Source organism: Halorussus rarus, assembly GCF_003369835.1.
GTDB lineage: Archaea > Halobacteriota > Halobacteria > Halobacteriales > Haladaptataceae > Halorussus > Halorussus rarus.
Genome location: NZ_QPMJ01000001.1, coordinates 336,429 through 361,963, shown reverse-complemented (window position 1 = coordinate 361,963; position 25,535 = coordinate 336,429). Strand labels below are relative to the sequence as shown.

28 protein-coding genes are annotated in these 25,535 nt (G+C 69.4%); 9 read left to right on the top strand and 19 right to left on the bottom strand.

From position 1 onward, the window contains the following. Positions 1-30: 30 nt before the first annotated feature. From phaC to DVR07_RS01870, 4 genes are read right to left on the bottom strand one after another with little or no spacing between them, the layout of a single operon-like run. Positions 31-1,593 carry a class III poly(R)-hydroxyalkanoic acid synthase subunit PhaC gene (phaC, locus tag DVR07_RS01885; RefSeq protein WP_115795084.1) on the bottom strand — a complete coding sequence of 521 codons (1,563 nt, stop codon included), beginning with the start codon at positions 1,591-1,593 and terminating at the stop codon, positions 31-33. Beyond that, the gene (locus DVR07_RS01880; RefSeq protein WP_115795083.1) at positions 1,590-2,126 is read right to left on the bottom strand and encodes a poly(R)-hydroxyalkanoic acid synthase subunit; all 537 of its coding nucleotides are present in this window, start codon (positions 2,124-2,126) and stop codon (positions 1,590-1,592) included. Before DVR07_RS01880 ends, phaC begins: the two co-directional genes overlap by 4 nt. Positions 2,127-2,172: 46 nt before the next feature. After that, a complete protein-coding gene (locus DVR07_RS01875; protein ID WP_115795082.1) occupies positions 2,173-2,694 on the bottom strand; it encodes a hypothetical protein in 522 nt (173 codons plus the stop codon). Positions 2,695-2,713: 19 nt separating this feature from the next. Further along, the gene (locus tag DVR07_RS01870) at positions 2,714-3,040 is read right to left on the bottom strand and encodes an AbrB/MazE/SpoVT family DNA-binding domain-containing protein (RefSeq protein WP_115795081.1); all 327 of its coding nucleotides are present in this window, start codon (positions 3,038-3,040) and stop codon (positions 2,714-2,716) included. A 247-nt stretch (positions 3,041-3,287) separates the two neighbouring features. On the opposite strand from DVR07_RS01870, the gene DVR07_RS01865 reads away from it, so the two are divergent. Further along, positions 3,288-4,019 (top strand): MaoC family dehydratase, encoded by a 732-nt coding sequence (locus tag DVR07_RS01865; RefSeq protein WP_240147425.1) that lies wholly within the window; start codon positions 3,288-3,290, stop codon positions 4,017-4,019. A 93-nt stretch (positions 4,020-4,112) separates the two neighbouring features. After that, positions 4,113-4,619: an HTH domain-containing protein gene (locus tag DVR07_RS01860; protein WP_162829400.1), complete on the top strand. Its 507-nt coding sequence runs from the start codon at positions 4,113-4,115 to the stop codon at positions 4,617-4,619. A gap of 96 nt (positions 4,620-4,715) precedes the next feature. Here the strand turns inward: DVR07_RS01860 and DVR07_RS01855 are convergent, their stop codons facing one another. Beyond that, a complete protein-coding gene (locus tag DVR07_RS01855) occupies positions 4,716-6,332 on the bottom strand; it encodes an AMP-binding protein (RefSeq protein WP_115795079.1) in 1,617 nt (538 codons plus the stop codon). After that, on the bottom strand, positions 6,325-7,131 hold the full coding sequence (locus DVR07_RS01850; RefSeq protein ID WP_115795078.1) for an alpha/beta fold hydrolase: 807 nt from the start codon (positions 7,129-7,131) through the stop codon (positions 6,325-6,327). Before DVR07_RS01850 ends, DVR07_RS01855 begins: the two co-directional genes overlap by 8 nt. A gap of 88 nt (positions 7,132-7,219) precedes the next feature. Here DVR07_RS01850 and DVR07_RS01845 point away from each other — a divergent pair, with 88 nt between their 5' ends. After that, complete coding sequence (locus tag DVR07_RS01845; RefSeq protein ID WP_115795077.1) at positions 7,220-7,642, top strand: MaoC family dehydratase; 423 nt, start codon at positions 7,220-7,222, stop codon at positions 7,640-7,642. A 48-nt stretch (positions 7,643-7,690) separates the two neighbouring features. Here the strand turns inward: DVR07_RS01845 and proS are convergent, their stop codons facing one another. Then, positions 7,691-9,148 carry a proline--tRNA ligase gene (gene proS / locus DVR07_RS01840; RefSeq protein ID WP_115795076.1) on the bottom strand — a complete coding sequence of 486 codons (1,458 nt, stop codon included), beginning with the start codon at positions 9,146-9,148 and terminating at the stop codon, positions 7,691-7,693. A 176-nt stretch (positions 9,149-9,324) separates the two neighbouring features. Beyond that, positions 9,325-9,624, bottom strand: coding sequence for an amphi-Trp domain-containing protein (locus DVR07_RS01835; protein ID WP_115795075.1), 300 nt, complete (start codon positions 9,622-9,624; stop codon positions 9,325-9,327). Between the two features lie 58 nt (positions 9,625-9,682). On the opposite strand from DVR07_RS01835, the gene DVR07_RS01830 reads away from it, so the two are divergent. After that, positions 9,683-9,970, top strand: coding sequence for an ArsR/SmtB family transcription factor (locus DVR07_RS01830; protein ID WP_115795074.1), 288 nt, complete (start codon positions 9,683-9,685; stop codon positions 9,968-9,970). 20 nt (positions 9,971-9,990) lie between these two features. Here the strand turns inward: DVR07_RS01830 and DVR07_RS01825 are convergent, their stop codons facing one another. Together DVR07_RS01825 and DVR07_RS01820 are read right to left on the bottom strand one after the other, a co-directional pair. Continuing rightward, positions 9,991-10,479: an 8-oxo-dGTP diphosphatase gene (locus DVR07_RS01825; protein WP_115795073.1), complete on the bottom strand. Its 489-nt coding sequence runs from the start codon at positions 10,477-10,479 to the stop codon at positions 9,991-9,993. Positions 10,480-10,512: 33 nt separating this feature from the next. Beyond that, positions 10,513-11,220, bottom strand: a complete 708-nt coding sequence (locus tag DVR07_RS01820) for a sugar phosphate isomerase/epimerase family protein (RefSeq protein WP_115795072.1) — start codon at positions 11,218-11,220, stop codon at positions 10,513-10,515. A gap of 132 nt (positions 11,221-11,352) precedes the next feature. Between DVR07_RS01820 and DVR07_RS01815 the strand changes: the two genes are divergently transcribed. Beyond that, the gene (locus DVR07_RS01815) at positions 11,353-12,126 is read left to right on the top strand and encodes a ferredoxin--NADP reductase (RefSeq protein ID WP_115795071.1); all 774 of its coding nucleotides are present in this window, start codon (positions 11,353-11,355) and stop codon (positions 12,124-12,126) included. A 306-nt stretch (positions 12,127-12,432) separates the two neighbouring features. On the opposite strand, the gene DVR07_RS01810 is transcribed toward DVR07_RS01815, so the two are convergent. Continuing rightward, a complete protein-coding gene (locus tag DVR07_RS01810) occupies positions 12,433-12,948 on the bottom strand; it encodes a hypothetical protein (RefSeq protein WP_115795070.1) in 516 nt (171 codons plus the stop codon). Between the two features lie 342 nt (positions 12,949-13,290). Between DVR07_RS01810 and DVR07_RS01805 the strand changes: the two genes are divergently transcribed. Both DVR07_RS01805 and DVR07_RS01800 read left to right on the top strand, forming a co-directional pair. Continuing rightward, the gene (locus DVR07_RS01805) at positions 13,291-15,216 is read left to right on the top strand and encodes a beta-CASP ribonuclease aCPSF1 (protein WP_115795069.1); all 1,926 of its coding nucleotides are present in this window, start codon (positions 13,291-13,293) and stop codon (positions 15,214-15,216) included. 214 nt (positions 15,217-15,430) lie between these two features. Continuing rightward, a complete protein-coding gene (locus DVR07_RS01800; protein WP_115795068.1) occupies positions 15,431-16,168 on the top strand; it encodes a hypothetical protein in 738 nt (245 codons plus the stop codon). Positions 16,169-16,212: 44 nt separating this feature from the next. Here DVR07_RS01800 and DVR07_RS01795 read toward each other — a convergent pair whose 3' ends face one another. The 3 genes from DVR07_RS01795 to DVR07_RS01785 all read right to left on the bottom strand — a co-directional run bounded on the left by DVR07_RS01795 (position 16,213) and on the right by DVR07_RS01785 (position 19,144). Continuing rightward, positions 16,213-17,406, bottom strand: coding sequence for a glycoside hydrolase (locus DVR07_RS01795; protein ID WP_240147424.1), 1,194 nt, complete (start codon positions 17,404-17,406; stop codon positions 16,213-16,215). Between the two features lie 88 nt (positions 17,407-17,494). Then, the gene (gene sppA / locus DVR07_RS01790) at positions 17,495-18,514 is read right to left on the bottom strand and encodes a signal peptide peptidase SppA (RefSeq protein WP_115795067.1); all 1,020 of its coding nucleotides are present in this window, start codon (positions 18,512-18,514) and stop codon (positions 17,495-17,497) included. Between the two features lie 114 nt (positions 18,515-18,628). Further along, positions 18,629-19,144: a YqaA family protein gene (locus DVR07_RS01785; protein ID WP_193570056.1), complete on the bottom strand. Its 516-nt coding sequence runs from the start codon at positions 19,142-19,144 to the stop codon at positions 18,629-18,631. Between the two features lie 165 nt (positions 19,145-19,309). On the opposite strand from DVR07_RS01785, the gene DVR07_RS01780 reads away from it, so the two are divergent. Continuing rightward, entirely contained in the window at positions 19,310-19,981 is a 672-nt protein-coding gene (locus DVR07_RS01780; RefSeq protein WP_115795065.1) for an HVO_2922 family protein, read from the top strand. Positions 19,982-20,104: 123 nt separating this feature from the next. Then, on the top strand, positions 20,105-20,542 hold the full coding sequence (locus DVR07_RS01775; RefSeq protein ID WP_115795064.1) for a rhodanese-like domain-containing protein: 438 nt from the start codon (positions 20,105-20,107) through the stop codon (positions 20,540-20,542). A 7-nt stretch (positions 20,543-20,549) separates the two neighbouring features. On the opposite strand, the gene DVR07_RS01770 is transcribed toward DVR07_RS01775, so the two are convergent. The 5 genes from DVR07_RS01770 to trpB all read right to left on the bottom strand — a co-directional run bounded on the left by DVR07_RS01770 (position 20,550) and on the right by trpB (position 25,522). Next, positions 20,550-21,173, bottom strand: coding sequence for a DUF3267 domain-containing protein (locus DVR07_RS01770; protein ID WP_115795063.1), 624 nt, complete (start codon positions 21,171-21,173; stop codon positions 20,550-20,552). Between the two features lie 53 nt (positions 21,174-21,226). After that, positions 21,227-22,297, bottom strand: coding sequence for a tyrosine decarboxylase MfnA (gene mfnA, locus DVR07_RS01765; RefSeq protein WP_275895647.1), 1,071 nt, complete (start codon positions 22,295-22,297; stop codon positions 21,227-21,229). Between the two features lie 309 nt (positions 22,298-22,606). After that, entirely contained in the window at positions 22,607-23,401 is a 795-nt protein-coding gene (locus DVR07_RS01760) for a 2-amino-3,7-dideoxy-D-threo-hept-6-ulosonate synthase (protein ID WP_115795061.1), read from the bottom strand. Positions 23,402-23,427: 26 nt separating this feature from the next. Continuing rightward, positions 23,428-24,273 (bottom strand): tryptophan synthase subunit alpha, encoded by an 846-nt coding sequence (trpA, locus tag DVR07_RS01755; protein ID WP_115795060.1) that lies wholly within the window; start codon positions 24,271-24,273, stop codon positions 23,428-23,430. Continuing rightward, complete coding sequence (gene trpB, locus DVR07_RS01750) at positions 24,263-25,522, bottom strand: tryptophan synthase subunit beta (protein ID WP_115795059.1); 1,260 nt, start codon at positions 25,520-25,522, stop codon at positions 24,263-24,265. The genes trpA and trpB overlap by 11 nt, the downstream gene beginning before the upstream one ends. Between the last annotated feature and the right edge of the window lie 13 nt (positions 25,523-25,535).

Genomic DNA, 25,535 nt, shown 5'->3' with positions numbered 1-25,535 from the left:
CCAGTAAGCACGAAAATGGGTCGGCCGAACTCACCCGTCGTCGAACTCGCCGCGGCGCTCGACGAGCGCCTCGGCCTGCTCGATCCACCGCTGGACGCGCTTCTCCGAGAGGGTCGTCCGCCTGGCGAGGTCGACCGAGTCGGCCCCGGCAAGGTCCTCGACCGTCTCGAACCCCGCCTCGGCGAGTCGCTCCTCGTAGGCCGGGCCGATGCCGGAGATGGCCTCGAGGCTGCTGCCTTCCGGGGCGGTGCCGGCCCGCACGTCCGCCGGTTCGGTCGTCGCCGCCGGTTCGCCCGACTCGGTCTCGGCCGCCTCGTCGGTCCCGCCTTCGGTCGCCTCGGCCGTATCTGCGGCTCCTTCGGGGTCGGCGCCACCGTCTCCGGATTCGGCCGCGGCCTCGGCCCCGGCTTCCGCGCGGCGTTCGGCCGCCGCCGCTTCGGCGTCGGCTTCCCGACCGTCCTCCGCGTCGGGCTGGGACCGGGCCGCGAACCACTCGCAGGCCTGGGGCCACACCTCGGCGTGGGCCTTCGAGGAGACCGAGAGACCGATGTGGCCGGTCGGCGACTCGATGGTCGTCACGTCGTCGCTCGGGACGACGTCGTTGAACGGGACGCTCGCCGACGGCGGGACCAGGTGGTCGTGCTTCGCGACCAGCTGGAGTATCGGCATGTCGAGCTCCCCGACGTCGACGTGGCGACCGTTCAGGCGGAGCTCGTTCTGCATGAGCAGGTTGTCCTGGTAGATGTACTCGATGAACTCCCGGTAGACCTCGCCCGCGACGTCGGGCGAGTCCCGGACCCACCGCTCCATCCGGACGAAGTTCTCGACGAACTCCTCGTCCTCGAGGTTGTCGTACAGCCGGAGGTACTTCGTGAGGAAGTTCTGGACGGGGTCCATCATCGCGAACCCGACGCTCAGTAGCCCGCCGGGGGCGTTCCCGAACGTCTCGACGAGCTTGCCGGGGTCGTACTGCTCGCCGCCCCAGCGTTCGAGGACGCCGCCGGTGCCGTCGTAGCAGAGGCCGGTCGCCATCAGCCCGAGGTTGCGCACCTTCTCGGGGTAGAGGGCGGCGTACATCGCGCTCATCGTCCCGCCCATACAGTAGCCGAACAGGTTCAGCGCGTCCACGTCCGCGCGGTCGCGGACCACGTCGACGCAGTTGCCGACGTACCGCTCGACGTAGTCGTACAGCGACAGCGAGGTGTCGAGGGTCGAGGGCTCGCCCCAGTCGATGAGGTAGACGTCGAACCCCGCCTCGAGGAGTCGCCGGACGACGCTCCGGTCGGGCTGGAGGTCGAGGATGTAGGGTTTGTTGATGAGCGCGTACACGAGGAGGATGGGCACGTCGTACGTCTCGTCGGCCCGCGGCTCGTAGTGGAGCAGGTCCAGCTTGTTCTCCGAGTACACCGCCTCGTTGGGCGTCTGCCCCACGTCGACGTGCGCGGCGTCCTGGATGCGCTCGGGCGCGAGCGTCATCGTCTCGACGAACTCCCCGGCGTTCTCCCACGACTGGCGCTCCAGCTCCGAAATCGCGTCCAGGGCGCTGAGCCGGCGCGGCTCGTCGGGGCCCGCGTCGTCGGTCGCTTCGCTCATTCTTCCACCGCGTCGAGCACCCGGTCGAGCTTGCGCTCGACCTCGTGCTGCCGGCGTTCGAGCTCGACCAGCCGCTCGCCGACCTCGACCACGTCGCCCTCGGTGGCGAAGCCGTAGCTGTGGAGCGCCGTCTGGGCGGCGTCCTCGGCGTCCTGCATCACGTCGAGCCCCTCCACGTTCTGGGCGAGCGCGGCAGCGAACGCGTCCGACGACGCCAGCTCCTTGAACGCGTCGTTGGCCGCGTCGAGCCAGAGATCGCGGAACTCCTCCATCGACACCTCCTCGCCCGCCATCAGGTCGGTCGACCGCTCGAACGTCCGCTGGGACGCCTCCATCCACACCTCGTAGGCCCGGGCGTACCCCTCCGCGGCGTCCGTCCAGAGGTGCCCCTCGTCGCTCGCGTCGCGCATCGCGGCCGCCCACCGGTCGACGAACTCGCCCTGCGCCTCGACCGACTCCCTGAGCGCGTCGAAGATCGCGTCGTCGTACGGCCACTCCCCCGGTCGCTCGGTCGCTGTACTGGATTCTGACATCGTACTAAATAACGTCGTGTGTCCGCTCTCGGGTCGGTTCGGTGCGCTACGAGGAACTCGACGAGCCCGAGGAGCTCGTCGAACTCGACGAACTCGACGAGCCGGTCGTGGACTGGCTCTCCTGGGCCTGTCGCTCCATCTGCTCGGCGGCGTCGGCGACCCGCTCGCCCGTCTCGCGCTGCATCTCGAAGAACGAGTTGAACGACCGGTCGATGAGCTCCTTCTGGCTCTCGTTGAGGTCCTCGTAGGCGTCCATCGCCTGGTCGAGGCTGTCCTCGAACGAGTCCCACGCGTCGTCCTGGGCGTCGTTGAACTCCTCGAACTGCTCGCGGAGCGACTCGCTCACCTCGGAGGCGTCTCCCCGGCCGAACATCGTCCCGAGCGTCCGGAAGTAGGCGTCCATCCAGTTGCGGGCCAGCTCGGTCCCCTGCCGCTGGGCGTTGTGGCCCGAGCTCAGGTTGTTCCGCATCATGGACTCGGTCATGCGCTGCTGCATGTCGATGCCCTGCTGCATCATCTGCTGGCTCTGCTGGATGGCGTTTCGCTGCATCTCGAACATCGCGTTCATCGGGTTCCGTGTCTGATCATTACTCGACATTTGAATCACCGTTGGGCGGGGTCACCGGGAGGACGATGGCCTGGACGATGTCCCCCTCCTCTATGTCCAGGGCCTCGCGCTCCACGTCGGGGATACTGATCCGGCCGCCGCTCTGGACGCGCGTCTTGAAGGTGGCCGTCTCGACGCTCGTGGCCGCGTACTCCGAGAGGTCTTCGGTCCGGTCTCCCCCGGTGCTCGCCGAGAGCCAGCGGCGGAACAGCTCCTGTTGTTGCTCCATCGCCTCCTCGCTGGCGTGTTGCATCTGTTCGGCGAACGCGGCCGCTGGCCACGTGGCGTCGTCGTCTCCCCCCGTCATCCCGGTAAGAGAGAGGGCGGGAACACCTATAAAGATGACTCCCAGATGGATTTCATTACCGGAGAGTGGAGCGCTTTACCGCTCGTCACCATTCAACTCCGCGACCGGAACGCCCTGTCCGACCGACGAAACCGATTCTCCTTCCGGTAGATAGAATTTAGGCCTGTTTGCGCCCCCCATTTGGCTTCGGAGCGGCACCTGTCCTCGGGCACAGGACCCTTATCGGGTGGGCACGTCGTACTGTACCATGGAGGACACGAAACGCACGAGCGGTCCCTGGGGGATGCCGTTCGAGAGCCCGTGGGCGAACCCGTTCCGGGAGTTCACCACCGCGTGGACGCGGGCGCTCGAACTGTCGTTCACCGCGGCCGCCAACGCGAACCGCGTCGCGCTGGCGACGCTCCCCGACGGCGTCGCCGAGACCGCCTCGGAGGACGCCGAGCTGCCTGCTCGCGAGCTCGACGATCCGGTCGAACCCGCGCAGGCAGAGTCGCTCGCGTACGCCAGGTCCGACTGGGAGTTAGAGCGCTCGGTCGGGGCCCGGGAGGACCTGTCGGTCGGCGACTACGTCGAGTTCTCGAAGACCGTCTCGGACGAGGACGTCCGGCGCTTCGCCGACGCAAGCGGCGACACCAACCGGCTCCACCTCGACGAGTCGTACGCCGCGGGGACGCGGTTCGGCGGGCGCATCGCTCACGGCGCGCTCGTCTCGGGGCTCGCCAGCGCGGCGCTGGCGGCGCTGCCGGGGACCGTGATCTACCTCTCCCAGGAGCTGTCGTTCCTCGGACCGGCGCGCGTCGGGGACCGGCTCACCGCGACGTGTCGCATCGTCGAGTCCCTCGGCGACGACCGATACCGACTCTCCGTGGCCGTCGAGCGGCCCGACGGCGAGACCATCGTCGAGGGCGACGCGACGGTCCTGGTCGATCCCGCACCCGACGGAGCCGACGACTCGTCGACTCCGTCCGGTTCCGTGTAAGGATTTGTTCCCCGAGACATAATTGACGGTTTGTTTCCACGTGACGAAACCGTTTAACCCGGGCACGTCGTGGAGATGCGGCACGGGGGAATCATGAACAACGCTAATGCAGAACTGCGAACTGGGGAGTCTCCGCTGCGGGTTCGACTGTACGCGCAGGGGTTCGCGCCCGGCGGGGCCGAGAGCGTTCCCGCCGCGCTGTTCGAGCGACTCGAGCGCCTCGAATCCGAGGGGGTCGTCGACGAGTGCGACGTCGAGGTCTGGGGCCGGAAGGTCTGTCGGCGCCTCGAGGGCGAGCGCCCCGCGCTCGGCGGCGCGGTGCTCGACGCCGTCGACGAGTTCCGGGAGTGGGCCGACCGGACCGGCGCGTCGGTCGCCCACTGCTTCGAGGAGCGCGAGGTCCACTCGGAGCTGACCGACGAGGACCGCACCGAGGTGCGGCTTCCGATCGCCTGCCTGGCCGTCCGGCGCGACGACGAACTGGTCGGCGTGTTCCCGCACGCAAAGGACGGCCGCGAGTACACCGTCGCCGACGGCATCGCGACGCTCGATTCGAACGAGGGCCGCTTCGGATCGGAGACCGAACGGCTCCGCCACTGACGGTCGCGGTCTGCGGTCGCGGACGGGTCGACGGGCGTGCAACGCGAATCGACGACGCACGTGCGCATCGCCGGCCGAGCGACGGCACGTCGGCGGTCAGTGCTCGGCTTCTTCGCCGAACTCGGCCTTCACGGCGCCCCGGTCGATCTTCGAGGGGCCGCTCGTCGGCATCTCGTCGACGAACGCGAGGTGCCGCGGGTGCTTGAACCGGGCCAGCCGCCCGTCGAGGAAGCCGGTGAGCTCGTCGAGCGTCAGCGACTCGTCGCCCTGGACGACGGCCTTGCCGACCTGGCCCCACTGGTCATCGGGGACCGGGACGACGACGACCTCCTCGACCTTCGGATGGTCGGCGATGCGGTCCTCGACGGCGGCGGGGTAGACGTTCTCGCCGCCCGAGACGTACATGTTCTTCTTCCGACCCTCGATGTAGTAGTAGCCGTCCTCGTCCCTACGGGCGAGATCGCCGGTCGCGACCCATTCGCCGAACGTCTCGCTCGTCTCGGTCTCGTTGCGCCAGTACCGGTCGGCCGCGTGGGGGCTCGCGAGTTCGAGTTCGCCGATCTCGCCGGCGGGGAGCGGCTCGCCGTCGGGGTCGACGACGCGGGCGTCGACGTGCATCGCGGGCACGCCCACGCTGTCGGCCTTCGCCTCGGGCCAGCCGTCGGGCATCGCGAAGTTGTTCGGCCCGCACTCGGTCAGGCCGTACCCCTGCGAGAGGTCGACGTCCCGGGCCCACCACGCCTCCATCACCGACTCCCGGCAGGGACCGCCGCCGGACTTGGCGAACCGCAGCGTCGAGAGGTCGGTCGACTCCCAGTCGTCGTGGGTCGTCATCATCCGGAGCACCGCCGGCACCGCCACGAGGACCGTCGCGCCCTCCGACTCCACCAGGTGGAGCACCTCGCCGGGGTCGAACTCCCGGGCGACGACCACCGTGGCGCCGAGGTGGAAGAGCGGAATCGAGAGCACGTTCCACCCGCCGGTGTGGAACATCGGGAACACCATCGGCGTCACGTCCTCCGGGCGGAGGCCCCACGCCGTGATGGTGTTGAACGAGTTCCAGAGGATGGAACCGTGGGTCAGGACCGTCTCCTTCGGGATACCCGTGGACCCGCCGGTGTGGAGGAGCAGGTGGGGATCGTCCATCGACAGGTCGGCGGTCTCGACCGGCGAGTCGTCGTCGGACAGCGCGTCGGTCCACGCCTCCCAGTCGCGCTCGGGGACGGTGGCACCGGCCGATTCAGCCGCCTCGCCGGTCGGCAACGACACGACAGTGCAGTCGAACGTGCGGTCGTCGTGGTCGAGCACGTCGCCGGCGAGGTCCGCGAAGGGCTCCTCGACGACCAACAGCGCGGGCTCGACGTCGTTGAGCATCTCGACCAGTTCGCCCGCCGCGAGCCGGTGCGAGAGCGGCGCGAGCACGCCGCCGGTCTTGGCGGTGGCGAAGAACAGGTCGACCAGTTCCGGCCGGTTGCGCGAGAGGACCGCGACGCGACCGCCCGCGGCCGCGTCGTCTCGCCGGCCGCCGTCCCGCTCGACACCCTCCTCGCGGAGGAGCCGCGCGGTCCGGTTCGCGCGCCGGTCCAGGTCGGCGTAGGTGTGCCGCTCGCCGGTGGTCGCGTCCACCAGCCCGGTCTTGTCGGGCGACAGCTGCGCGCGCTTCTCGCTCCAGGCGCCGACCCACTCGTAGGGAGTCGCGTCGTGGCTAAACATGGGCGAGGAACTCCGCGAGGCGGTCGTTGACGGCCTCGGCCCGCTCGATGAAGAAGAGATGGGGCCCGCCCTCGAAGACGGCGAGGCGAGCGTTCGGCAGTCCTTCGTACAGCAGGTCGGCGTTCTCGACCGGCAGGACCCGGTCGTCGGTGCCGTGGGCGACCAGCACCGGCACGTCGATCTCGTCGAGACGGTCGCTCGAATCGAACGCCGCGACGCCGGCGGCCTGGGCCTCGCGGGCGGCGTCGCTCGCGTCGCCCGCCAGCCGCCAGTCGACGATGTCCTCGATCAGGTCCTGGTTTTCCGCCCAGAACTCGTCGGTCATCGCGGGCTGCATCTTGTACCGGAGCGCCTCGCGCTCGTCGGCGTCCCCGGGCGCGTCGAACATCCGGGCCTGGGTCTCCTCGGGCGTGGGGACCGCGTCGTCGCCGCCGGGGCTGGTGCACAGCAGGCCGAGCGAGGCCGCTCGGTCGTAGTCGAGCGCGTACTGCTGGGCGATCATCCCGCCCATGCTCGCGCCGACGACGTGGGCGCGTGCGACGCCGACGGCGTCGAGCACCGCCTCGAGGTCGCTCGCCATCTCCGCTATCGTGTACGGCCCCTCGGGTTCGTCGGAGTCGCCGGTGCCGCGGTTGTCCCAGACGACGACGCGGTACCCCTCGTCCACCAGTCGGTCGCGCTGCCAGCGCCACATCCACCGGCCGTAGCCGAGGCCCTCCACGAGCGCGACGACGTCGCCGGTCTCGGGACCCGCGAGTTCGTAGTACAGCGAGACCCCCTCGTTGTCCGCATATGGCATGGAGGAGTTCACGCACGAGGCCACCATTAAAACCCCGTTTCACATGTTAACCGGAGGATTGAAATCGGACGGCCGCACGGGTTCGGACATGCCAGTCGCAGCCCCCGGCGATTCCGCAGGATCGACCCTCCGAGTCACCGAGGAAACCGTCGACGCCTACGCCGACCTGACCGGCGACGACAACCCCATCCACCTCGACGACGCCTACGCCGCCGAGACGTTCTTCGGCGGTCGGGTCGCCCACGGGATGCTCTCGGCCGGGGTCGTCAGCGCCGCGCTCGCGGACCTGCCCGGCGACATCGTCTACCTCTCGCAGGACCTCGACTTCGAGAACCCGGTCCGGCCGGGCCAGACCGTGACCGCGACGGTGACGGTGAGAGAGGACCTTGGCGACGACAGGCTCCGGGTCGAGACCGTGGCGGAGGCCGAGCGCACCGAATCGGACGACGGCGACGCCGAGCGGGTGCTGTCGGGCGAGGCCGTCGTGATGTCCGTTCCGCACGAGAGCTGACCACCCCACGCGAGCCGGAAGGCCGCCAGAAGAGGAAGCTTCGCCGACTCAGTACGACTTCGCGAAGTACGCCGTCTCCTCGGCCTCGTCGCCGCAGACGCCGCACTCCTCGCCGATGGGTTCCTCGTCGCGGTCCATCGGGACCATCACGATCTCGGCGGCGATCTCCTCCTTGATCACCTGCTCGCAGGCGTCGTCGCCGCACCACGGCGTCTTGACGTAGCCGCCGTAGCGGCCGATGGTACCGAGGATCTCGGAGGTCTCGTAGGCTTCGCGGACGTTCTCCTCCAAGTTCTCCTTGGCGGCGTCGTAGAGCTTCGCGTACACCCGCTCGAAGTGGTCCTCGACCGTGTCGGCGACGTCCTCGCGGTCCTCGACGACGTCCTCGCCGTCGGGCCGGTGGACGACCGTGAGCTCGTCGTCCTCGACCTCGTTGGGGCCGATCTCGATGCGGACCGGGACGCCCTTCAGCTCCCACTCGTTGAACTTGAAGCCGGGGTTGCGCTCGTCGCGGTCGTCGAGTTCGACGCGGACGCCCTCGTCCTCGAGGTCGTCGGCGACTTCCTCGGCGTAGTCGAGGACCTCCTCGCGGGTGTCCTCGTTCCAGATGGGGACGATGACGACCTGCTCGGGCGCGATTTTGGGCGGACAGACGAACCCCTGGTCGTCGGAGTGGGTCATGATGAGCGCGCCGAGCGCGCGCCACGACAGCCCCCACGAGGTGGTGTGGGCGACCTGCTCGTCCTCGTCCTCGTCGGTGTAGGTCAGGTCGTACGCCTCCGCGAACCCCTGGCCGAGGTAGTGGGAGGTCCCGCCCTGGACCGACTTGCCGTCGGGCATCAGCGCCTCGACGGTCGTGGTGGTGTCGGCGCCGGGGAACTTGTCGTGCTCGGGCTTGCGCCCCCGGAGGACGGGGATGGCCAGCACGTCCTCGTAGAGGCTCTCGTACTGGTCGAGTCGGGTCATCGTCTCGTCCCACGCCTCGTCCTTGGACTCGTGGGCGGTGTGGCCCTCCTGCCAGAGGAACTCCTTGGTCCGGAAGAACGGCTTGGTCTCGGTGGCCTCCCACCGGATGACCGAACACCACTGGTTGAGCCGCAGGGGGAGGTCGCGGTGGCTCCGGACCCACTCGCTCATGAACGGCGTGATGATGGACTCGCTGGTGGGCCGGAACGCGAGCCGCTCCTCGAGTTCGTCGTGGCCGCCGTGGGTGACCCACGCCACCTCGGGGTCGAACCCCTCGACGATGTCGCTCTCGCGCTCGAGGTAGCTCTCGGGGATGAGCGCGGGGAAGTAGGCGTTCTGGGCGCCCGTGTCCTTGAACCGCCCGTCGAGGTAGTCCTGGACGCCCTCCCAGAGGGCGTACCCGCGGGGCCGGGTGACGATGAACCCGCCCATGGGGGCGTAGTCGGCGAGCTGGGCCTTCTTGACCACTTCGGCGTACCACTCGCCGGGGCTGTGCTCCTTGGACTCGGTGATGCCGAGTTCCTGGTCGTCGTCGCTCATTGGATAGGAGTTTCTTCGATGCGGTCTTAAATGCGGTGAAGCGTCGGTAACGGTTCGGAAGAAGCGACGGCCGCGACGAGACGTGGACCGACTGCCGGACTCGACGCGATGCCGGCCGGCGAGCAGCCGGTCGGCGCTGTACTGGGCGACCCGGGGCGAGACGTTCGCGTCCCTCGTCAGGACAGGTCGGGCGCCTCGTCCTCGATGCGCCCATCCAGTTCGACCTCGATTTCGAGCTCCGGCTCGCCGTCGCCCTCGAACTCGATGTCGAGTTCGACCGGCTCGCCGAACGCGAACGGCAGCTCCCAGTCGTCGCCGGTGATGTTGATCTCGTCCTGGTCGCGGAGCTGCTCGCCCAGCTCGATCAGGAACTCGCCGGCCGACTCGGCGTCGATGTGGTACTCCTCCTCGAAGTAGCCGTCGGTGATGGTGTTCGGCTGCTGTTCCTCCTCCTCGGACTCGGGGACTTCGGCCATTGCGTTCGAGTATTGCGGAGCAAAGAAGATAAGTGTTCTTTGGAATATTATCTCCAGTATGGACACGCTCGAACTGCTCGGCTCGAAGGCCCGCCTCGACATCCTCCGGGAGCTCAGCCGCCGCGACCGATACGTCTCGGAGCTGATGGAAGCCGTCGGGATGGACGGGAAGACCGCGACCCACCACCTCGACGCGCTGACGGAAGCCGGCGTCGTCGACTCCTACAGGGAGGGTCGGCGGCGGTACTACACGCTGGTCGCGGAGGTCGAACTCGCCGTTTCGCCGCCGCCGAACCGCCGGTTCGTCGCCCAACTCTCGGACGCGGAGCGCGACGAGACGCCGTAGCCGACTCGGCACCGCGAAAATCAGAACTCCGCGACCGCGTCCACGTCCCGGACGCCCGTCTCGACGTCCCACTCCAGCAGTTCGTCGCCCTCCGCGTCGAAGACGAACTCGCCCGCGAAGGTTTCGCCCGCAAACAGGTGGGGCAGCCAGTAGCGGTCGTCCTCCCACATCTCGTCGTAGGGCACCGCGTCGTAGTCGAACCACTCGGGGTCGGCCTCCGGGGACTCCGCGGGCGTGCCCGCGAACGCCTCCGCGCGGAACACGTGGACGAACATCCGGGGGTCGTTCCCGAAGACGAACCGGAACTCGCCGACCTTCTCGGGGTCGCGGGGCGTCACGCCGATCTCCTCCTCGACCTCGCGGACCACGCACTCCCTGGGCGTCTCGCCGTCCTCGACCTTCCCGCCGGGGCCGACGTACAGCCCCTCGCCGAGGCCGCGCTTCTTGCGGATGAGTAGCACCTCCTCGTCGTCGGGCCGGAGGAGGTAGCACAGCGTCGCGGGTTGCATACCGTGTCGCTCGGAGCCGCGGCGGAAAAATCCTCAGTTTCGGTCGGCACTGCGGACTTCCTGGGGCGTCCCTCCACTGACCACCGACTCGTACCGGTCCAGCGTCTCGGCCTGGCGGTCGGTCGGCACTTCCAGGACGACGACGGCGTCATCCAATCGCTCGCGGAGGGTCGCGACGACGGCCGGCACGTCCATCGTTCCGTCGCCGAACGCCAGGCCGTCTCGCACGCGCCGTCCGTCGCAGCAGTGGACGACCGGGATGCGGTCCGCGTGGTCGTCGAGCAGACGCTCCAGCGAGTCGAGATACTCCCGTTCGGCGGTGTAGAGGTGGGCCGTGTCGAGAATCAGGTCGTGGCCGGCGTCGAGAATCGCGTTCCGGACGTGGAACTCGCTGTGGCCGGTCGAGTTCTCGAAGCCGAAGGGAGCGGCGAAGTCGGTGGCGTCCAGAATTTCGGGAATCGCGACCAGGTTCGTCCGGGTGGAGTGGACCACGAGGACGGCGTCGAGCGCGTCGGCGAGGCCGTCGGCCCGCCGGAAGTACGCCGCCTCGTCGGGTGCGACGTGGGGCGTGTGGACCGACGCGACGTCCACGGTCGCACGCCGGCAGGCCGACAGCGTCTCGTCGAAGGCGTCGAGGTGCTCGCGCTCGAGGTACAGTTCGACGCGCTCGAACCCGTCCGCGGCGGCGTCGGCGAGTGCGTCGGGGTCCGGCGACCGCTTCCCGGCGACGAGGAGGCTCATAGCGAGGGTACGCCGCCGCGCTCCTTAGGCTTCGTTCGTGGCGCGGTACCCTAGGCCACGCCGGGCGAGGGCCGCCCCGGTCGCACCGGCCGTCCGAGTTATCCGGCTTCTCGGCGTACCTCCCCCGAATCAATGACCGACACGCACGAGGTCACGGTCACGTCCGTCCACCAGATGACCCCGACGGTCAAGCAGTTCGTGCTGGAGTCCGACGGCTACACCTTCGAGTACGACCCCGGCCAGCACACCCACGTCCACTTCGACCGCGCCGAGAGCCCGGCCGCGGACGACGCGGAGCAGGGCGAGGGCGGGGACTCGGACGACGAGGTCGTCCGGCCCTATACGGCGACGGTACTCCCCGGCACCGAGCGCATCGCGCTCGCCATCAAGCGCTACCCCGACGGCGTCGCGTCGACGTGGATGCACGAGCGCGACCCCGGCGACACCGTCGAAATCGAGGAGCTCGACGGCAACCTCTCCCTCCGGGATCTCGACCGGGACGTCGCGTTCGTCTCGACCGGGACCGGCATCACGCCGATGGTGGCGATGGTCAAGCAGTACGTCGAGGAGGGCAGCGGCCACGCCCACTTCTTCTTCGGCGAGAAGGACCAGGAGCACGTCATCTACCGCGAGACGCTCGACCAGCTCGCTGCCGCCAACGACGACCTGGAGGTCGCCTACGTGCTCTCGGAGGCCGACGAAGACTGGCGGGGGCCGGAGGGCCACGTCCAGGACCACCTCGGCGACTACCTGGACGACTTCGGGAGTCGGGACTTCTACGTCTGCGGCGTTCCAGAGATGGTCGTCGACACGCGGGAGTACCTGTCCGAGCAGGGCGTGGACGAGGGACGGGTGTACGTCGAGGGGTGGGAGGGCGACGAGGTGTCGGACGATTCGGAGGAGTGACAGCCAACGACAGCAGCTGACAAGACTGGAAGGACTCGGTTTAGAAAGCCCCCGGCCGGTCGCCACCGGAAGACGTTCCTGCTCGCTACGCTGCGCGGGCTGCGTCTTCCGAGGTCTCGTTCGCTACGCTCACGAGACGGGCGCTCAGCGACATATCGGAGCCTCTCCGCAACGCCCGGCTCCGATAGGGGTCGCTGAGACGCCTAAAGTGTACGCGACCGGCCGGCCCCTTTCGGTCCACCCAGACCGTCCTTGGGTCACGGAGCGTTTGCCGGTGGTTAGTGTCACCGAGCGTCTGCTAATGGTCTACTCGTGTTCCTCTACGGATGAATCCAGCCCCTCTCCGACCGCGAACGGACTCTCGCTCTCGGTCCAGTCCCAGCCCGGCAGTCGCGTCTGGAACCCGGCCGCGAGGGCGGCGTCGAGGTCATCGGCGCCCGCGGGGTCCTCGGGGTCGCCGTGGGTCGTCACGTCCGCGTAGTGGAACGTCGCCTCGCCGAGCAGGCGGAGGGGCTGCCCGCCGGCGATGGTCCCGGCGAGCTCCCGGCCGAGGAGTTCGTCCACCACGAACCCCGGGTAGTCGCCCTCGACGTCCAGGTCCCGGAGGATGGCCACCATCGCGGCGACGTTGACCGCGCGGTCGCCGTCGGCGAAGACGGCGTCGACCTCCCGGCGGTAGTCGTCCGGGGTCACCTCGTCGACGTCGGTCTCGAACAGGTCGCCGAGGTCCGCCCGGACGTCGTTGATGAGGGGGACCACCGCGTCGGCCCGACCGCGGACCCACTCGTACTCCTCGGCGACGCGGTCGCGAGTCAGTCGCATGGACCCGACCAGGGGTTCCAGCGGTTTGGTTCTGCGGATTTTTGAGAAGGCTTTTATAACCCCGGGGACTAATGCCGATTAAGCGGGTTTTCCTGCGTCCCCGAGTGAGCGTCCGGTCCGCCCCGGTGTCGCCGGGGGCGAGGGCGACTCGCAGAGTGCGAGTTCCAACACCCCGCGGAGAAGCGAGATCTATGCTGTGCTGTACTCTGCATCGTAGTCCTGATGCCACTCCGACCGGTTCGACGCTCGTCACCGAGCGATTCGCCAGCAGTGGCGCGCGGCCGGTCGGCGCCTCGGGACCGCCAAGGGGTCAGCACGGACAGACGGAACGACTTTTTCACTATGAGTAAAGTAGACCAGCAACTCGAGGACCTGCGAGCAGAGATTACGAGCGAGTTACCGAGCGACATCTCGGTGTCGGACGTGAAGTACGAGGGCCCGGAACTGGTCGTGTACACGCGCGACCCCAAGAAGTTCGCCCGGAACGGCGACCTCATCCGGCAGTTGGCGAGCCAGCTCCGCAAGCGCATCACGGTCCGGCCCGACCCGGACGTGCTGTCCCGACCCGAGGACGCCCGCGAGGACGTGCTCGACGTCATCCCGGAGGAGGCGGGCGTGACCGACCTCGACTTCCACGCCGACACGGGCGAGGTCGTCATCGAGGCCGAGAAGCCCGGGATGGTCATCGGCAAGCACGGCTCGACCCTCCGGGAGATTACCCAGGAGGTCGGTTGGACGCCCGAGGTCGTCCGGACCCCGCCCATCGAGTCCTCGACGGTCTCGAACGTCCGGAACTTCCTCAAGCAGGAGCGCGACGAGCGCCGGGACATCCTCGAGAAGGTGGGCCGCCAGATCCACCGCGAGGAGATGTCCGACGACGAGTACGTCCGGATCACCACGCTCGGCTGCTGCCGGGAGGTCGGCCGGGCCTCGTTCATCCTCTCGACGCCCGAGACCCGCATCCTCATCGACTGCGGCGACAAGCCGGGCGCCGAGGACGAGGTGCCGTACCTCCAGGTCGAGGAGGCGCTGGGCGCGGGCGCCAACACCATCGACGCGGTAGTGCTGACCCACGCCCACCTCGACCACTCGGCGCTCATCCCGCTGCTGTTCAAGTACGGCTACGACGGCCCCATCTACACCACCGAGCCCACCCGGGACCTGATGGGCCTGCTCCAGCTCGACTACCTCGACGTCGCGGCCAAGGAGGGCCGCGCGCCGCCGTACGAGTCCGAGATGGTCCGGGAGGCCATCAAGCACACCATCCCGCTGGAGTACGGCGACGTCACCGACATCGCGCCCGACGTGAAGCTGACCCTCCACAACGCGGGCCACATCCTCGGCTCCGCGGTGTCGCACTTCCACATCGGCGACGGCCTGTACAACGTCGCGTTCAGCGGCGACATCCACTACGACGACACCCGGCTGTTCAACGGCGCGGTCAACGACTTCCCGCGGGTCGAGACCCTCGTCCTGGAGTCGACCTACGGCGGTCGCAACGACTACCAGACCGACCAGGAGGACTCCGAGCGCAAGCTCAGAAAGGTCATCAACGAGACCTACGAGAAGGGCGGGAAGGTCCTCATCCCGGCGTTCGCTGTGGGTCGGTCCCAGGAGATGATGCTGGTCATCGAGGAGGCGATGCGCAACGGCGACATTCCCGAGATGCCGGTCCACTTAGACGGCATGATCTGGGAGGCGACCGCCATCCACACGACCTACCCCGAGTACCTCCGGGACGACCTCCGTGACCGCATCTTCCACGAGGACGAGAACCCGTTCCTCGCCGACCAGTTCAACCACATCGACGGCGGCGAGGAGGAGCGCCGCGACGTCGCCGACGGCGACCAGTGCATCATCCTCTCGACCTCCGGCATGGTCACCGGCGGCCCCATCATGTCGTGGCTCGAGCACGTCGGCCCCGACCCGGACAGCCGGATGGTGTTCGTCGGCTACCAGGCCCAGGGGACGCTGGGCCGGCGCATCCAGAACGGCTGGGACGAGATCCCGATGAACCGCGGCGGCGGCCGCGGCCGCAACGGGAAGCTCTCGCTCAAGCTCGACGTCGAGACGGTCGACGGCTTCTCCGGCCACGCCGACCGCCAGGGCCTGATGAACTTCGTGAAGACGATGAACCCACGGCCCGAGAAGGTGCTGTGCGTCCACGGCGACGAGTCGAGCGTCCAGGACCTCTCGTCGTCGCTCTACCACGACTTCAACATGCGGACGTTCGCGCCCAAGAACCTCGAGACGTTCCGGTTCAAGTAACCGCCGGCGTCGCGCCCGACCAGGGCGGCGCGCGAGCCGCAGCCTGACGGGGCGCGAGCGCTCGGCCGGACAGGCCGGAACCGGGGTGGGCTCGCTTCTCCGCGATTCCGCGACGGGGAGCGGTGTGTCCGACGCTTCCCCCGAGCCGCCGGTCCGTTCGCGGCGGACTCGCCGACCCACTTAACACCGTGAGTCCGCTAGCTCCCGCGACCGGATGCGCACCGCCACCGTCACCCTCGCGGCGCCGCTGCTCGCGACGCTCCTACTCGCGGCGCTGCTACCCGCGACAGTCGTCGGCGCGCCGGCGCTCGCCGCCGACCAGTCGGGCGTCTCCTGCGAGTACGACGAGTCCCGGCTGAAGGCCTACCAGCCCGAGACCGACGTCGACCACCTCGCGGTCCGCCCGACCGCCAGTTACGCCGGCATCTTCTCCTCGCCCGAGCACCCGACCGACGTCTACGTCTACTTCCTGCGGTACAGCCACCAGGAGGGCGTGACGCCGGTGGACAGCCACGCCGACGACCACGAGCCGGTGTACGTGCTGGTCGACGAGCGGACCGGCGAAGTCCGGCGTGTCGTCTTCTCGGTGTACCACTACATCAAGGAGACGGGGACGCCGGCCACTCTGCCGATGAACGGGTCGCACGTCAAGCTCCACGTGGTCGAGCCGTGGCACCAGTACGCGCCGACGACCGAATCCGGCTCGCGCGTCCGACTGCGGAACTACTGCGAGGCGGTGGACCGCTGGCACGCCGAGGGCTGGGACGCGTCGGTCGCGGCGACGACGAACCCGTGGACGATGCTCGACCGGAAGAGCTGGTGGGCGCGCAACTCCCTCGGGTTCTCGCTGGCCGAGCGGTACTGGGACGCCCGGCAGTCGGTCGCCGAGGCCGTGCCGGACGTCAACGTGAGCTTTCCCGCGCGAGAGCCGGGGCCAATATCAGCCGGCTGACGGCCAGGGCGGCGTTTTCGTGAGGTACACCGGGAGGGCGCCGGCTACGACCCGTCCTTCACCGCGGCGGCCCACTCGGGCCACTGCTGGCGCTCCTCGCCGTCGAACGAGGGGTCGCCCGACATGGCCTTGATGGCCCGGGCGTCGTCGAGGCTCCAGACCGCGCCGTCCTCGTGGAACAGCCCGTTGAGCACGCCGTGCTGGCGCTGGGCCGGGACGAACGCGGGCTGGACCATCAGCGACCAGAAGAAGTTGCCGAACCCGGCCTCGTGGATGAGCGGCGCGAGCGACGAGTAGTTCGAGTACTTCTGGTCGTCCGGCGGCTCGGTCGCGAAGCCGGTCGAGTGGCGCACGCGCTGCCACTCCGAGAGCCACACCGGGACGTCGAGGTCCTCGGCGATGTCCCTGTTCGACCGGAGCATGTCCATGTAGACCGCGGGGCTCTCGGCGAAGTTGTAGTGGAACTGGAGGGCGTCGACGTCCCAGTCGACGTAGTCGGCGTTGTTGGCCATGCTCGTCGACCCGATGGTGAGCCGGGCGTCGCCCTGGAGTTCGTCGGCGGTCTTGTACATGCCGTGGGCGAACTCCTGGTAGTGCGACTGCCAGCCGGGCTCGTTCATGACCTCGATGGCCAGCAGCCGGTCGTCGTCCCCGAAGTGCTCCATGAACCACCGGACGTACTCCCGGGGCTCGTCCCACAGCCGCTCGTTGCGCGCGATCTTCGACGACGGCTCGCGCACGCCGGTCGCGGACCGGGGGTCGGTGTCGTGGAGCCGCTCTCTCGTCGGTTCCTTGCCGGCGAAGTCGAACAGGCCGAGCAGCACCTGCTGGCCGTTGTCGTCGGCGGTCGAGAGGAAGTGCTCGATCCGCTCGCGGAGGGCCTCGGGCTCCTCGCGCCAGACCTCGAGGCTCGTCCACGTCCGGATTGCGTTGAGGTTCACCCGGCTGGCGTACCCCAGGTCGCGCTCGATGACCTCGCGGTCGTACTCGGCCCACTGCTGGTAGAAGTTGAACGCGCGGGCCGGGATGTAGATGGCGCCGCGGACGTCGAGCGGCTCCAGCTCGGACTGGTCGACGGTGGTCCGGGGCGCAGCCGCCCGGCGGCCGGTCGCGTCGCCGCCGCTGTCGGCGGGTCGACTGGTGTTGCCGCCGGTCAGCGAACTGCAACCGGTGACCCCCACGAGACTCGCTGCGGCGCTGGAAGCGATGAACTTGCGCCGCGTAAAGCGGTCGCCCATACATCCGGCACACCGGACGTATCAATAATTGTTGTTGCCTGTTGCACGGAGAACCGACCTGAACCCGACCAAAACGAGTCGGTCGGACCTATCGGAGCTCGAACTCGAAGCCGTCGGCGCCGGTCGCGTCGTCGCCCGCGACCGCGCCGGCGACGCCCGCGCCGAAGGCGTAGGCGACCGCCTGCGAGCCGCCCCGGAGCCGTTCCATCACGCCGCGCTCGGGCTCGAACTCCTCGACGGTCACCTCCTCGACGCCGAGGTCGGCCGCGAGCCGGTCCTCGACCTCCTGTTTGGTGGCGAGGTCGTCGACGAGCCCGATGGCCTCGGCGTCGTCGCCGAGGTACACCCGCGCCTCGGTGTCCCGGACCTGCTCGTCGCTGAGGTCCCGGCCCTCGGTCACGCGGTCGACGAACTCCTCGTAGTAGCCGTCGATGAGCCCCTGGAGGTACTGTCGCTCGTCCTCGGTCATCTCCTTGAGCGACTGGCCGGCGTCCTTGTACTCGCCGGCAGCGAGCCGCTCGTACTCCAGGCCGAGCTTGTCGGCCATCCCCTTAGCGTTGACCCGCGAGCCGATGACCCCGATGGAGCCGACGATGCTCCCCTCGCGGGCGTAGATGGCGTCGCAGCCGCTGGCGATCCAGTAGCCGCCGCTTGCGCAGACGTCGGTCGCGTAGGCGACCGTCGGGCCGTCGAACCGCTCGGCCGCGAGCCGGATGTCCTCGCTCGGGACCACCTCGCCGCCGGGCGTGTTGAGCCGCACCAGCAGCGCCTCGGCGGCGTCGTCCTCGTCGGCGCGCTCGATCTGGTCGACGATGTCGTCGGCCGGGGTCCCGCCGGGCCGGGGCGGGACGGTGCTCCCGCCGCCGTCGCGGGTGATGGGCCCCTCGACCGCGACTTCGGCCACGTCGTACGAGGCGGCCCAGCTCGAGGCCACCCTGCCGGCGGTCCGCGCGCCGGCGGCGCCGACCGCCACCGCGAGCACGACCCCGAGCAGGCGCGCGAGGTTGCCGTCGGGCACGACCACGAACAGGAGCCACCCGAGCGCGGCCGTCAGGGCCACGCCGACCAGCGCTGCGAGCGCCGGCACGACCCGCGAGCTATCGGCCACGGCCGCTCACCTCGTTGCACTTCATGTCCGCGTGTGGGGACGCACGGGCCGTTAACCCTTCGCTTGGGGAAGATGTCGGGCGACGGGAGAACCGAGCGTCCCGGCGGAACCGGGTCAGAGCGCCGCGACCGAGCCGACGAGGAAGAGGGTCACGAGCAGGCGGCCGACGCTCCCGGCGAACGTCGCCAGCGCGAACTTCGCGTAGTCCTCCTCGAGCACCGCGAACGCGTAGATGGAGATGGTGTCCGGGAAGAACGGGACCGACAGCGCCGCCGCCATGCCGAGGTACCCCCACCTCTGGGCGAGCTGGACGGTCTTGTTCTCGGACCACTCGATGACGTCGAACCGGGACCGCCGGAGGAAGTCGATGATGGGCCCCGACTCCTTGGCCTCCTGGCCGATGTGGAACGCCAGCATGCTGCCGGCGGCCTTGCCCACCCCACTGACGACGATGATGAGCCCGAGCCGCTCGGCCTGCGAGAGGCCGAGGTCGAGCGGCGCCGCCAGCACCACCTCGCTCACGCCGGGGAGCGCGAACGCGATGAGGAACGAGTAGACGAAGATGATGCCGAGCCCGGCCCATCCGGTCGCGGTCTCGACGACGTGCGCGATCCACTCGAGCGAGGTCAGCGCGGCGGTGTCTACGAACGCTGGGCCGGCGGCGGTAAACACAGTCCATAGACGCCGTAGCACGGTTATGAGCTTTTTGTCTCGCCGCGGCGTCGACGCCGAGCCATCCGCCTCGCAATCGCTCCGGCGAACAGACTCATACCCGTCCGGCCGTTACTCGGCGGCATGTTCGACCACGAGTACACGCTCGTCGCGCACCCGCGGCTGCGCGCCAACCTCTCGTACCGGAGCGACGACGGCGACCTGGCGGCGGCGAGCGTCGGCGTCGACTACCGGCGGGACGAGACGTGGACCGAGGAGGGCCCCGCGGTCGAGATGCCCGAGAGCGCCGCGGCCGATGGCGTCGAGTGGCGGGGACTCACAGTCTCGCTGTACCGGGACGGCGAGCGCGTGCTGGTCCGGGAGTTCTCCGGGTCGCTGCTCTCGACCGCGCTCGACGCGCTGGACACCGCCGAGACGGCCGCGCCCTCGCTGGTCGGCCGGGGTCGGGACGCCGCCAAGCGGCTCGTCGGCGAGAAGTCCGGCGGCCGCGTCCGGATGACTCAGCTCGACGGGTCGACCGTCGAGGCGCTCGCGGCGCCCGCCAAGGCCACCTTCGAGGTGTTCGAGGGCAAGGACGGCAAGTGGCGCTGGCGGCTGGTCCACGACAACGGCAACGTCATCGCCGACTCGGGCCAGGGCTACTCCTCGAAGCGGGCCGCCGAGAAGGGGCTCCGGAGCGTCAAGCGCAACGCGCTGGGCGCGGCAGTCGAACCGGTCGGCGGCGACGCCCAGCGCGACGTCCGGTCGGCGTCGGACGCCGACGAGGGGTCGGGCGCCGAGTCGGCCGAGTCCTGAACCGGAGACGTTCGACGACCGAGGCGCCGTCTCGGACCGAGCGGGGTTCCGCGATCGGAGGACCATCCCCGGGATGGTAGCCCGTCGCAAGGTTCTTCGCGTCGGAGCCTGTACTCCGCGCCCATGACCGAACTGGACCGGACGGCGTGGGGCATGGCCGAGGCCGCCGACGAGGCGGTGGAGTCTGTCACCGTCGAGGAACTGCGGGCGGAACTCGACGAGGCGGGCGAATCGCGCGACGGGGAGACCGTGGTCGTGGACGTGCGCGACATCCGCGAGGTGTGGATAGAGGGGTCGATTCCCGACGCGCAGCACGCCCCGCGCGGGATGATAGAGTTCTGGGCCGACCCGGAGACGAAGTACCACAAGGAGTTCTTCGACCCCGAGAAGCGCTACGTCCTGTTCTGCAATGAGGCCGGCCGGTCGGCGCTGGCGGCCAGGCGACTCGGCGAGATGGGCTACTCGGACGTCGCGCACCTCGAGGGGGGCTTCACCGCCTGGCAGGAGGCCGGCGGGGAGGTCGCGGACGTCCCGCAGAAGGACTACAAGGGGGACCGATAATCGCCCCTCATCCCTCGGGGTAGAAGATGTACGAGTGTCGAATGTCGACGTCGTACAGCAGCGCGCCCTCGGGCATCCGGAGCAGGCGCCACGAGAGGTAGAGGTCCCCGATGGCGCCCGAGGTGTTCACGACGAGGACGAGGAACGCCGCGAGCGCGACCGGGAGCGGGCCCGCGAGCAGTGGCGTCAGAACGACGGTGAAGACCGCGAGCGGCGCGAGACCGACCAGCAGGTTGTCCCGGCGCGTCTGGAACTGGCCGAACGCGGCGGCGTAGGCCGCGCCCATATTGAGCGCGAGGCCGTACTTGACCCGGTAGCCCAGCACGCGGTAGACCAGGCCGTGGACCAGTTCGTGGACGACGATGGTCGCGACCGAGAGGGCGGCGACGACGCCGATGCCGGCCGGGCCGACGGTGAACTCCAGCGCCGCGTCCCCGCGAATCGCGCTCATCAGCCTGCCGAACCCGAGGACCGCGAGGCCGAACAGCACCAGCGACCCGACGGACAGCCACAGCCCCGGGTAGGAGAACTCGACGGGTTCGCCGTAGCCCGCCGGCGGTTCGGGCGGGCCGGGTTCGGGCGATGCGGGCGCGGAGTCGGAGACCGACCGGTCGGCAGGAGGACTCGCCATCGACCCGACAGACGACGGACTGGCGGAAAACTGTTCGTCCTCGAACCGCTCCCTCAGACCGCGTCGAGGTCGGCCGCGAACGCCTCGAGCATCTCGCGGGTGACGTGGGGCATGCAGACGACGCGGAGTTCGCCGGCCGCGGTGGGCGAGACCCGCCACCCCATCGACTGGAGCGCCTCGATCTCCTCGCGGGGGATGTCGGCCGCGACCAGCGGGAGGACCGGGTCGACCACGTCGTACCCCCGGGAGTCGAGCGCGTCGGCCACCCACTCGGCGTTGGCCTGGCCGCGCTGGTAGTTCTCGCGGTACGCCTCGGGCCACTGGGCCGCCATCGCGGCGTGTGCGCCGGCCACGCCCGCGCCGCTCCGGGTACCGGTCAGGGTCGGCTGGGCGGTCGACTCGAGGTACGGCGTCTCGACCGACAGCGCGTCCAGCACCGCCGGGTCGCGGGCGAGGAAGCCGCCGGCGGGGATCGGCGCCCGACCCATCTTGTGGGGGTCGATGGCCAGCGTGTCGACCGGGGCGTGCGCGAAATTCCACTCGTGGTCGGTGAACGGCAGGACGAACCCGCCCCACGCCGCGTCGACGTGGAGGAGCGCGTCGACGTCCGAGGCCACGTCGCCGAGCGCCGGAATCGGGTCGACCCGGCCGTACTCGGTGGTGCCGGCCACGCCGACGATTACGGCCGTGTCGTCGTCCGCGAGCCGCCGGACCTCCGCGAGGTCGACCCGCCGGTCGCCGTCGGTCGCCGCGAGCCGGAGTTCGACGTCGAGCACCTCGGCGGCCTTCTGGAAGCTGAAGTGAGCGCTCTCGGGCGCGACGACGTTTGGCGAGGACGCGTCCGCGAGGTTCCGGGCGGCCCGGACCGCCTGGAGGTTGGCCTCGGTCCCGCCGCTGGCGACGTAGCCGTGGGGGTCGGCCAGCCCGGTGATCTCGCCGAGGGTCTCGACCGCCTCGCGCTCGAGGTCGGCCACCGCGGGATAGGTCGTGGGGTCGCCGGGGTTGTCGGCGAGGAACCGCTCGGCCGCCTCCCGGGCGGCGGGATGAGGCTCCGTGCACATCGACGAGAGGACCCGCCCGAAGTCCTGCGGCGCTCGCTGCATGCTCGGTAAATTTTGTCGGATGCGTTTATCCGTTCTGTTCTTGGTCGGAAGTAGCGAGGACAGTTCCGGAGAGTCTGACCAAGATAGATTTACCGAGTGAGCAGCAGGTGTCAAAGTCAGCGATTACCGCCGCTCACACGACACCTGTGAAACCGCACCGCAACCGTCCGCCACGCACCTCCCCAGCCGATTCACTCACTCGCTGCCGCTCGTTCGCTCATCCCTCGCGCGGGTTCACGGCCGCATAAAACGGCGATTGCACGCGCCACTTCGACAGCGAAAATTCGCATCGCCAATCCTCAAAGTCGCCACTCCACTCGAACCCCCGAATCAGGCTTCGACGGCGAGTTCGGCTTCGCGGAGCGCCTCGTCGGCCGCGTAGCCCTCGTGGACAACTGCGGCGACCGCTCGGGTGATGGCCTCGGGGTCGTCGTGCTGGAAGATGGACCGGCCCATCGAGACGCCGGCCGCGCCGGCGTCCATCGCGCCGCGGACCGCGTCGAGTGTCGCGCGGTCGCCCTCGGGCTCGCCGCCGGCGATGACCACCGGGAGGCTGGTGGACGCCACGACGTGCTCGAAGCTCTCGGCGTCGCCGCTGTATGCGGTCTTGACCACGTCGGAGCCGACCTCCTCGGCGAGCCGGACCGCCTGGCCGAGGTTCTCGGCGTCGTGCTCGTCGACGCCAGGGCCGCGGGCGTAGGCCATCGCGAGCACGGGCATCCCGTACTCGTCGGCGTCGTCGGTAATCTTCGAGAGGTCCTCGAGCTGCTCGCGCTCGTACTTGCTGCCGACGTTGATGTGGAACGAGACCGCGTCGGCGCCCGCCCGGACCGCCTCCTTGACGGTGCCGGTCAGGCGCTTGTCGTTGTTGTCCGGGCCGATGGACGTCGAGGCGTTGAGGTGGATGACGTAGCCCGCGTCGTTCTTGTTCGGGTGGACCCGGGGCGCGATACCCTTCTGGGTCAGGACCGAGTCCGCGCCTCCGCGCGTGACCGCGTCGATGGTCGATTCGATGTCCCCGAGCCCGGTCACCGCGCCGAGCGTGATGCCGTGGTCCATCGGGACGATTACGTACTTCCCGTCTGTGCCGATCCGGTCGAGTCGTGCCGCGGTTCCTGCGTCCATGTTGTGCGAAAGTGTGGCAAGGTCGGTTATCTGCCTTCCGGTTCCGGCACTTCCTCGGCGCCGGCGACCGCGCCCGCCTTGAGTTCGCGGGCCTTGGCTTCGAGCCTGTCAGCCGTGTCCTCCTGTTCAGCAATTATGTCCACGAACGCGCTGCCGACGATGACGCCGTCGGCGCCGCCCGCGACTATCTCCCGGGCGTGCTCGCGCTCGCTGATGCCGAACCCGACCGCCTTCGGGAGGTCGGTCTCGTCGAGTCGGCCGAGGCTGACGTGGGTCTCGCTGCTGACGTCCGAGCGCGCGCCGGTCGTCCCCATCCGGCCCTGCACGTAGACGAACCCGGTCGCCCGGTCGAGCATCCGGTCGAGGCGCTCGTCGGTCGTCGTGGGCGCGACCATTAAGATCAGGTCGAGGCCGTGCGCGTCGCAGGCAGCCTTCAGGGGGTCGCTCTCGTCGACCGGCAGGTCCGGGACGATGAGCCCCGAGAGACCCGCCTCCGCGGCGGCCTCGACGAAGGGTTCGGGCCCTTCCTCGTCGCCGTACTGGTATATCAAATTGTAGTACGTCATGCAGACCAGCGGAACGTCCACGTCCTCGGAGAGGTCCGCCGCGAGGTCGAGGTAGCGGTCGGGAGTCATCCCGGCGTCGAGCGCCCGGCGGACGGCCTTCTGGATGGTCGGCCCCTCGGCGATTGGCTCGGAGAAGGGGAGACCGAGCTCCACGACGTCCGACCCGCCGCGCACGAGCGCCCTGACGTACTCCTTGGTAGATTCTACATCGGGGTCGCCGGCCGCGACGTACGAGACCAGCGCCGGTTCGTCGGCGAACGCGGCCTCGATATCGCTCCCGGCTGCCCGCTCGGCGTCACTGCTCACCCTCGAACACCTCCATGGAGGGAGCCTCGTCGAGGTTCCGGCGGTCGCTCTCCTCGATGACCGTGTCGAGGTCCTTGTCGCCCCGGCCCGAGACGTTGACGACGACGAGGTCGCCGAGGTCGTCCGGTTCGTCGCCGAGCGCGGCCTCTTCGAGGTACGCCAGCGCGTGGCTGGATTCGAGCGCGGGGATGATGCCCTCCAGCGTCGAGAGCCGGTGGAACGCCTCCAGGGCGGCGTCGTCGCCGACGTTGACCGGCGTCACCCGGCCCTCGTCGGCGAGGTACGCCAGCTCCGGGCCGACTCCAGAGTAGTCGAGCCCGGCGCTCACGCTGTGGGACTCGAGAATTTGGCCCTCGCGGCTCTGGAGGAGCTTGGTGCGCGCGCCGTGGAGGACGCCCTCGTCGCCGACCGACAGCGAGGCCGAGTGGGGCGCCAGCTCCTCCTCCTCGTCGACGGTGAGCGAGGAGCCGCCGGCCTCCACCGCGTAGAGGTCGACGTCCTCGTCGGGCACGAACTCGTGGAACGCGCCCATCGTGTTCGACCCGCCGCCCGCGCACGCGACCACGCTGTCGGGCAGCCGGCCGGCGCGTTCCCGGACCTGCTCGCGGGCCTCCTCGGAGATGACCGACTGGAAGTCCCGGACCATCCGGGGGAACGGGTGGGGCCCGACCACCGAGCCGATGACGTAGTGGGTGTCCTCGACGTTGGTCGCCCAGTCGCGCATCGTCTCGTTGATGGCCTCCTTGAGCGTCCCCGACCCGACGTCGACCGGATTGACCGCGGCGTCGTGGAGCCGCATCCGGAAGACGTTGGGCCGCTGGCGATTGATGTCGGTCCGGCCCATGTAGATCTCGCAGTCGATGTCGAGGTGGGCGCACGCCATCGCGGTGGCGGTGCCGTGCTGGCCCGCGCCGGTCTCGGCCACGATGCGCTCCTTGCCCATGTACTTCGCCAGCAGGACCTGGCCGAGCGCGTTGTTGAGCTTGTGGGCGCCGCCGTGGAGGAGGTCCTCGCGCTTGAGGTAGACCTCCCGGTCGTAGCGCTCGCTCAGCCGGTCGGCCCGCTGGAGCGGCGTGGGCCGCCCGCCGAACTCGCCCAATCGCTCGCGGAACTCGTCCATGAAGCCGTCCTCGTTCTCGAGGACGTAGCGCTCGTAGGCGTCGGTCAGCTCCTCGACGGCGGGCATCAGCGCCTCGGGGACGTACTGACCGCCGTAGTCGCCGAACTTGGAATCGGATTCGCTGCTCATGTTCGTGTCTCCT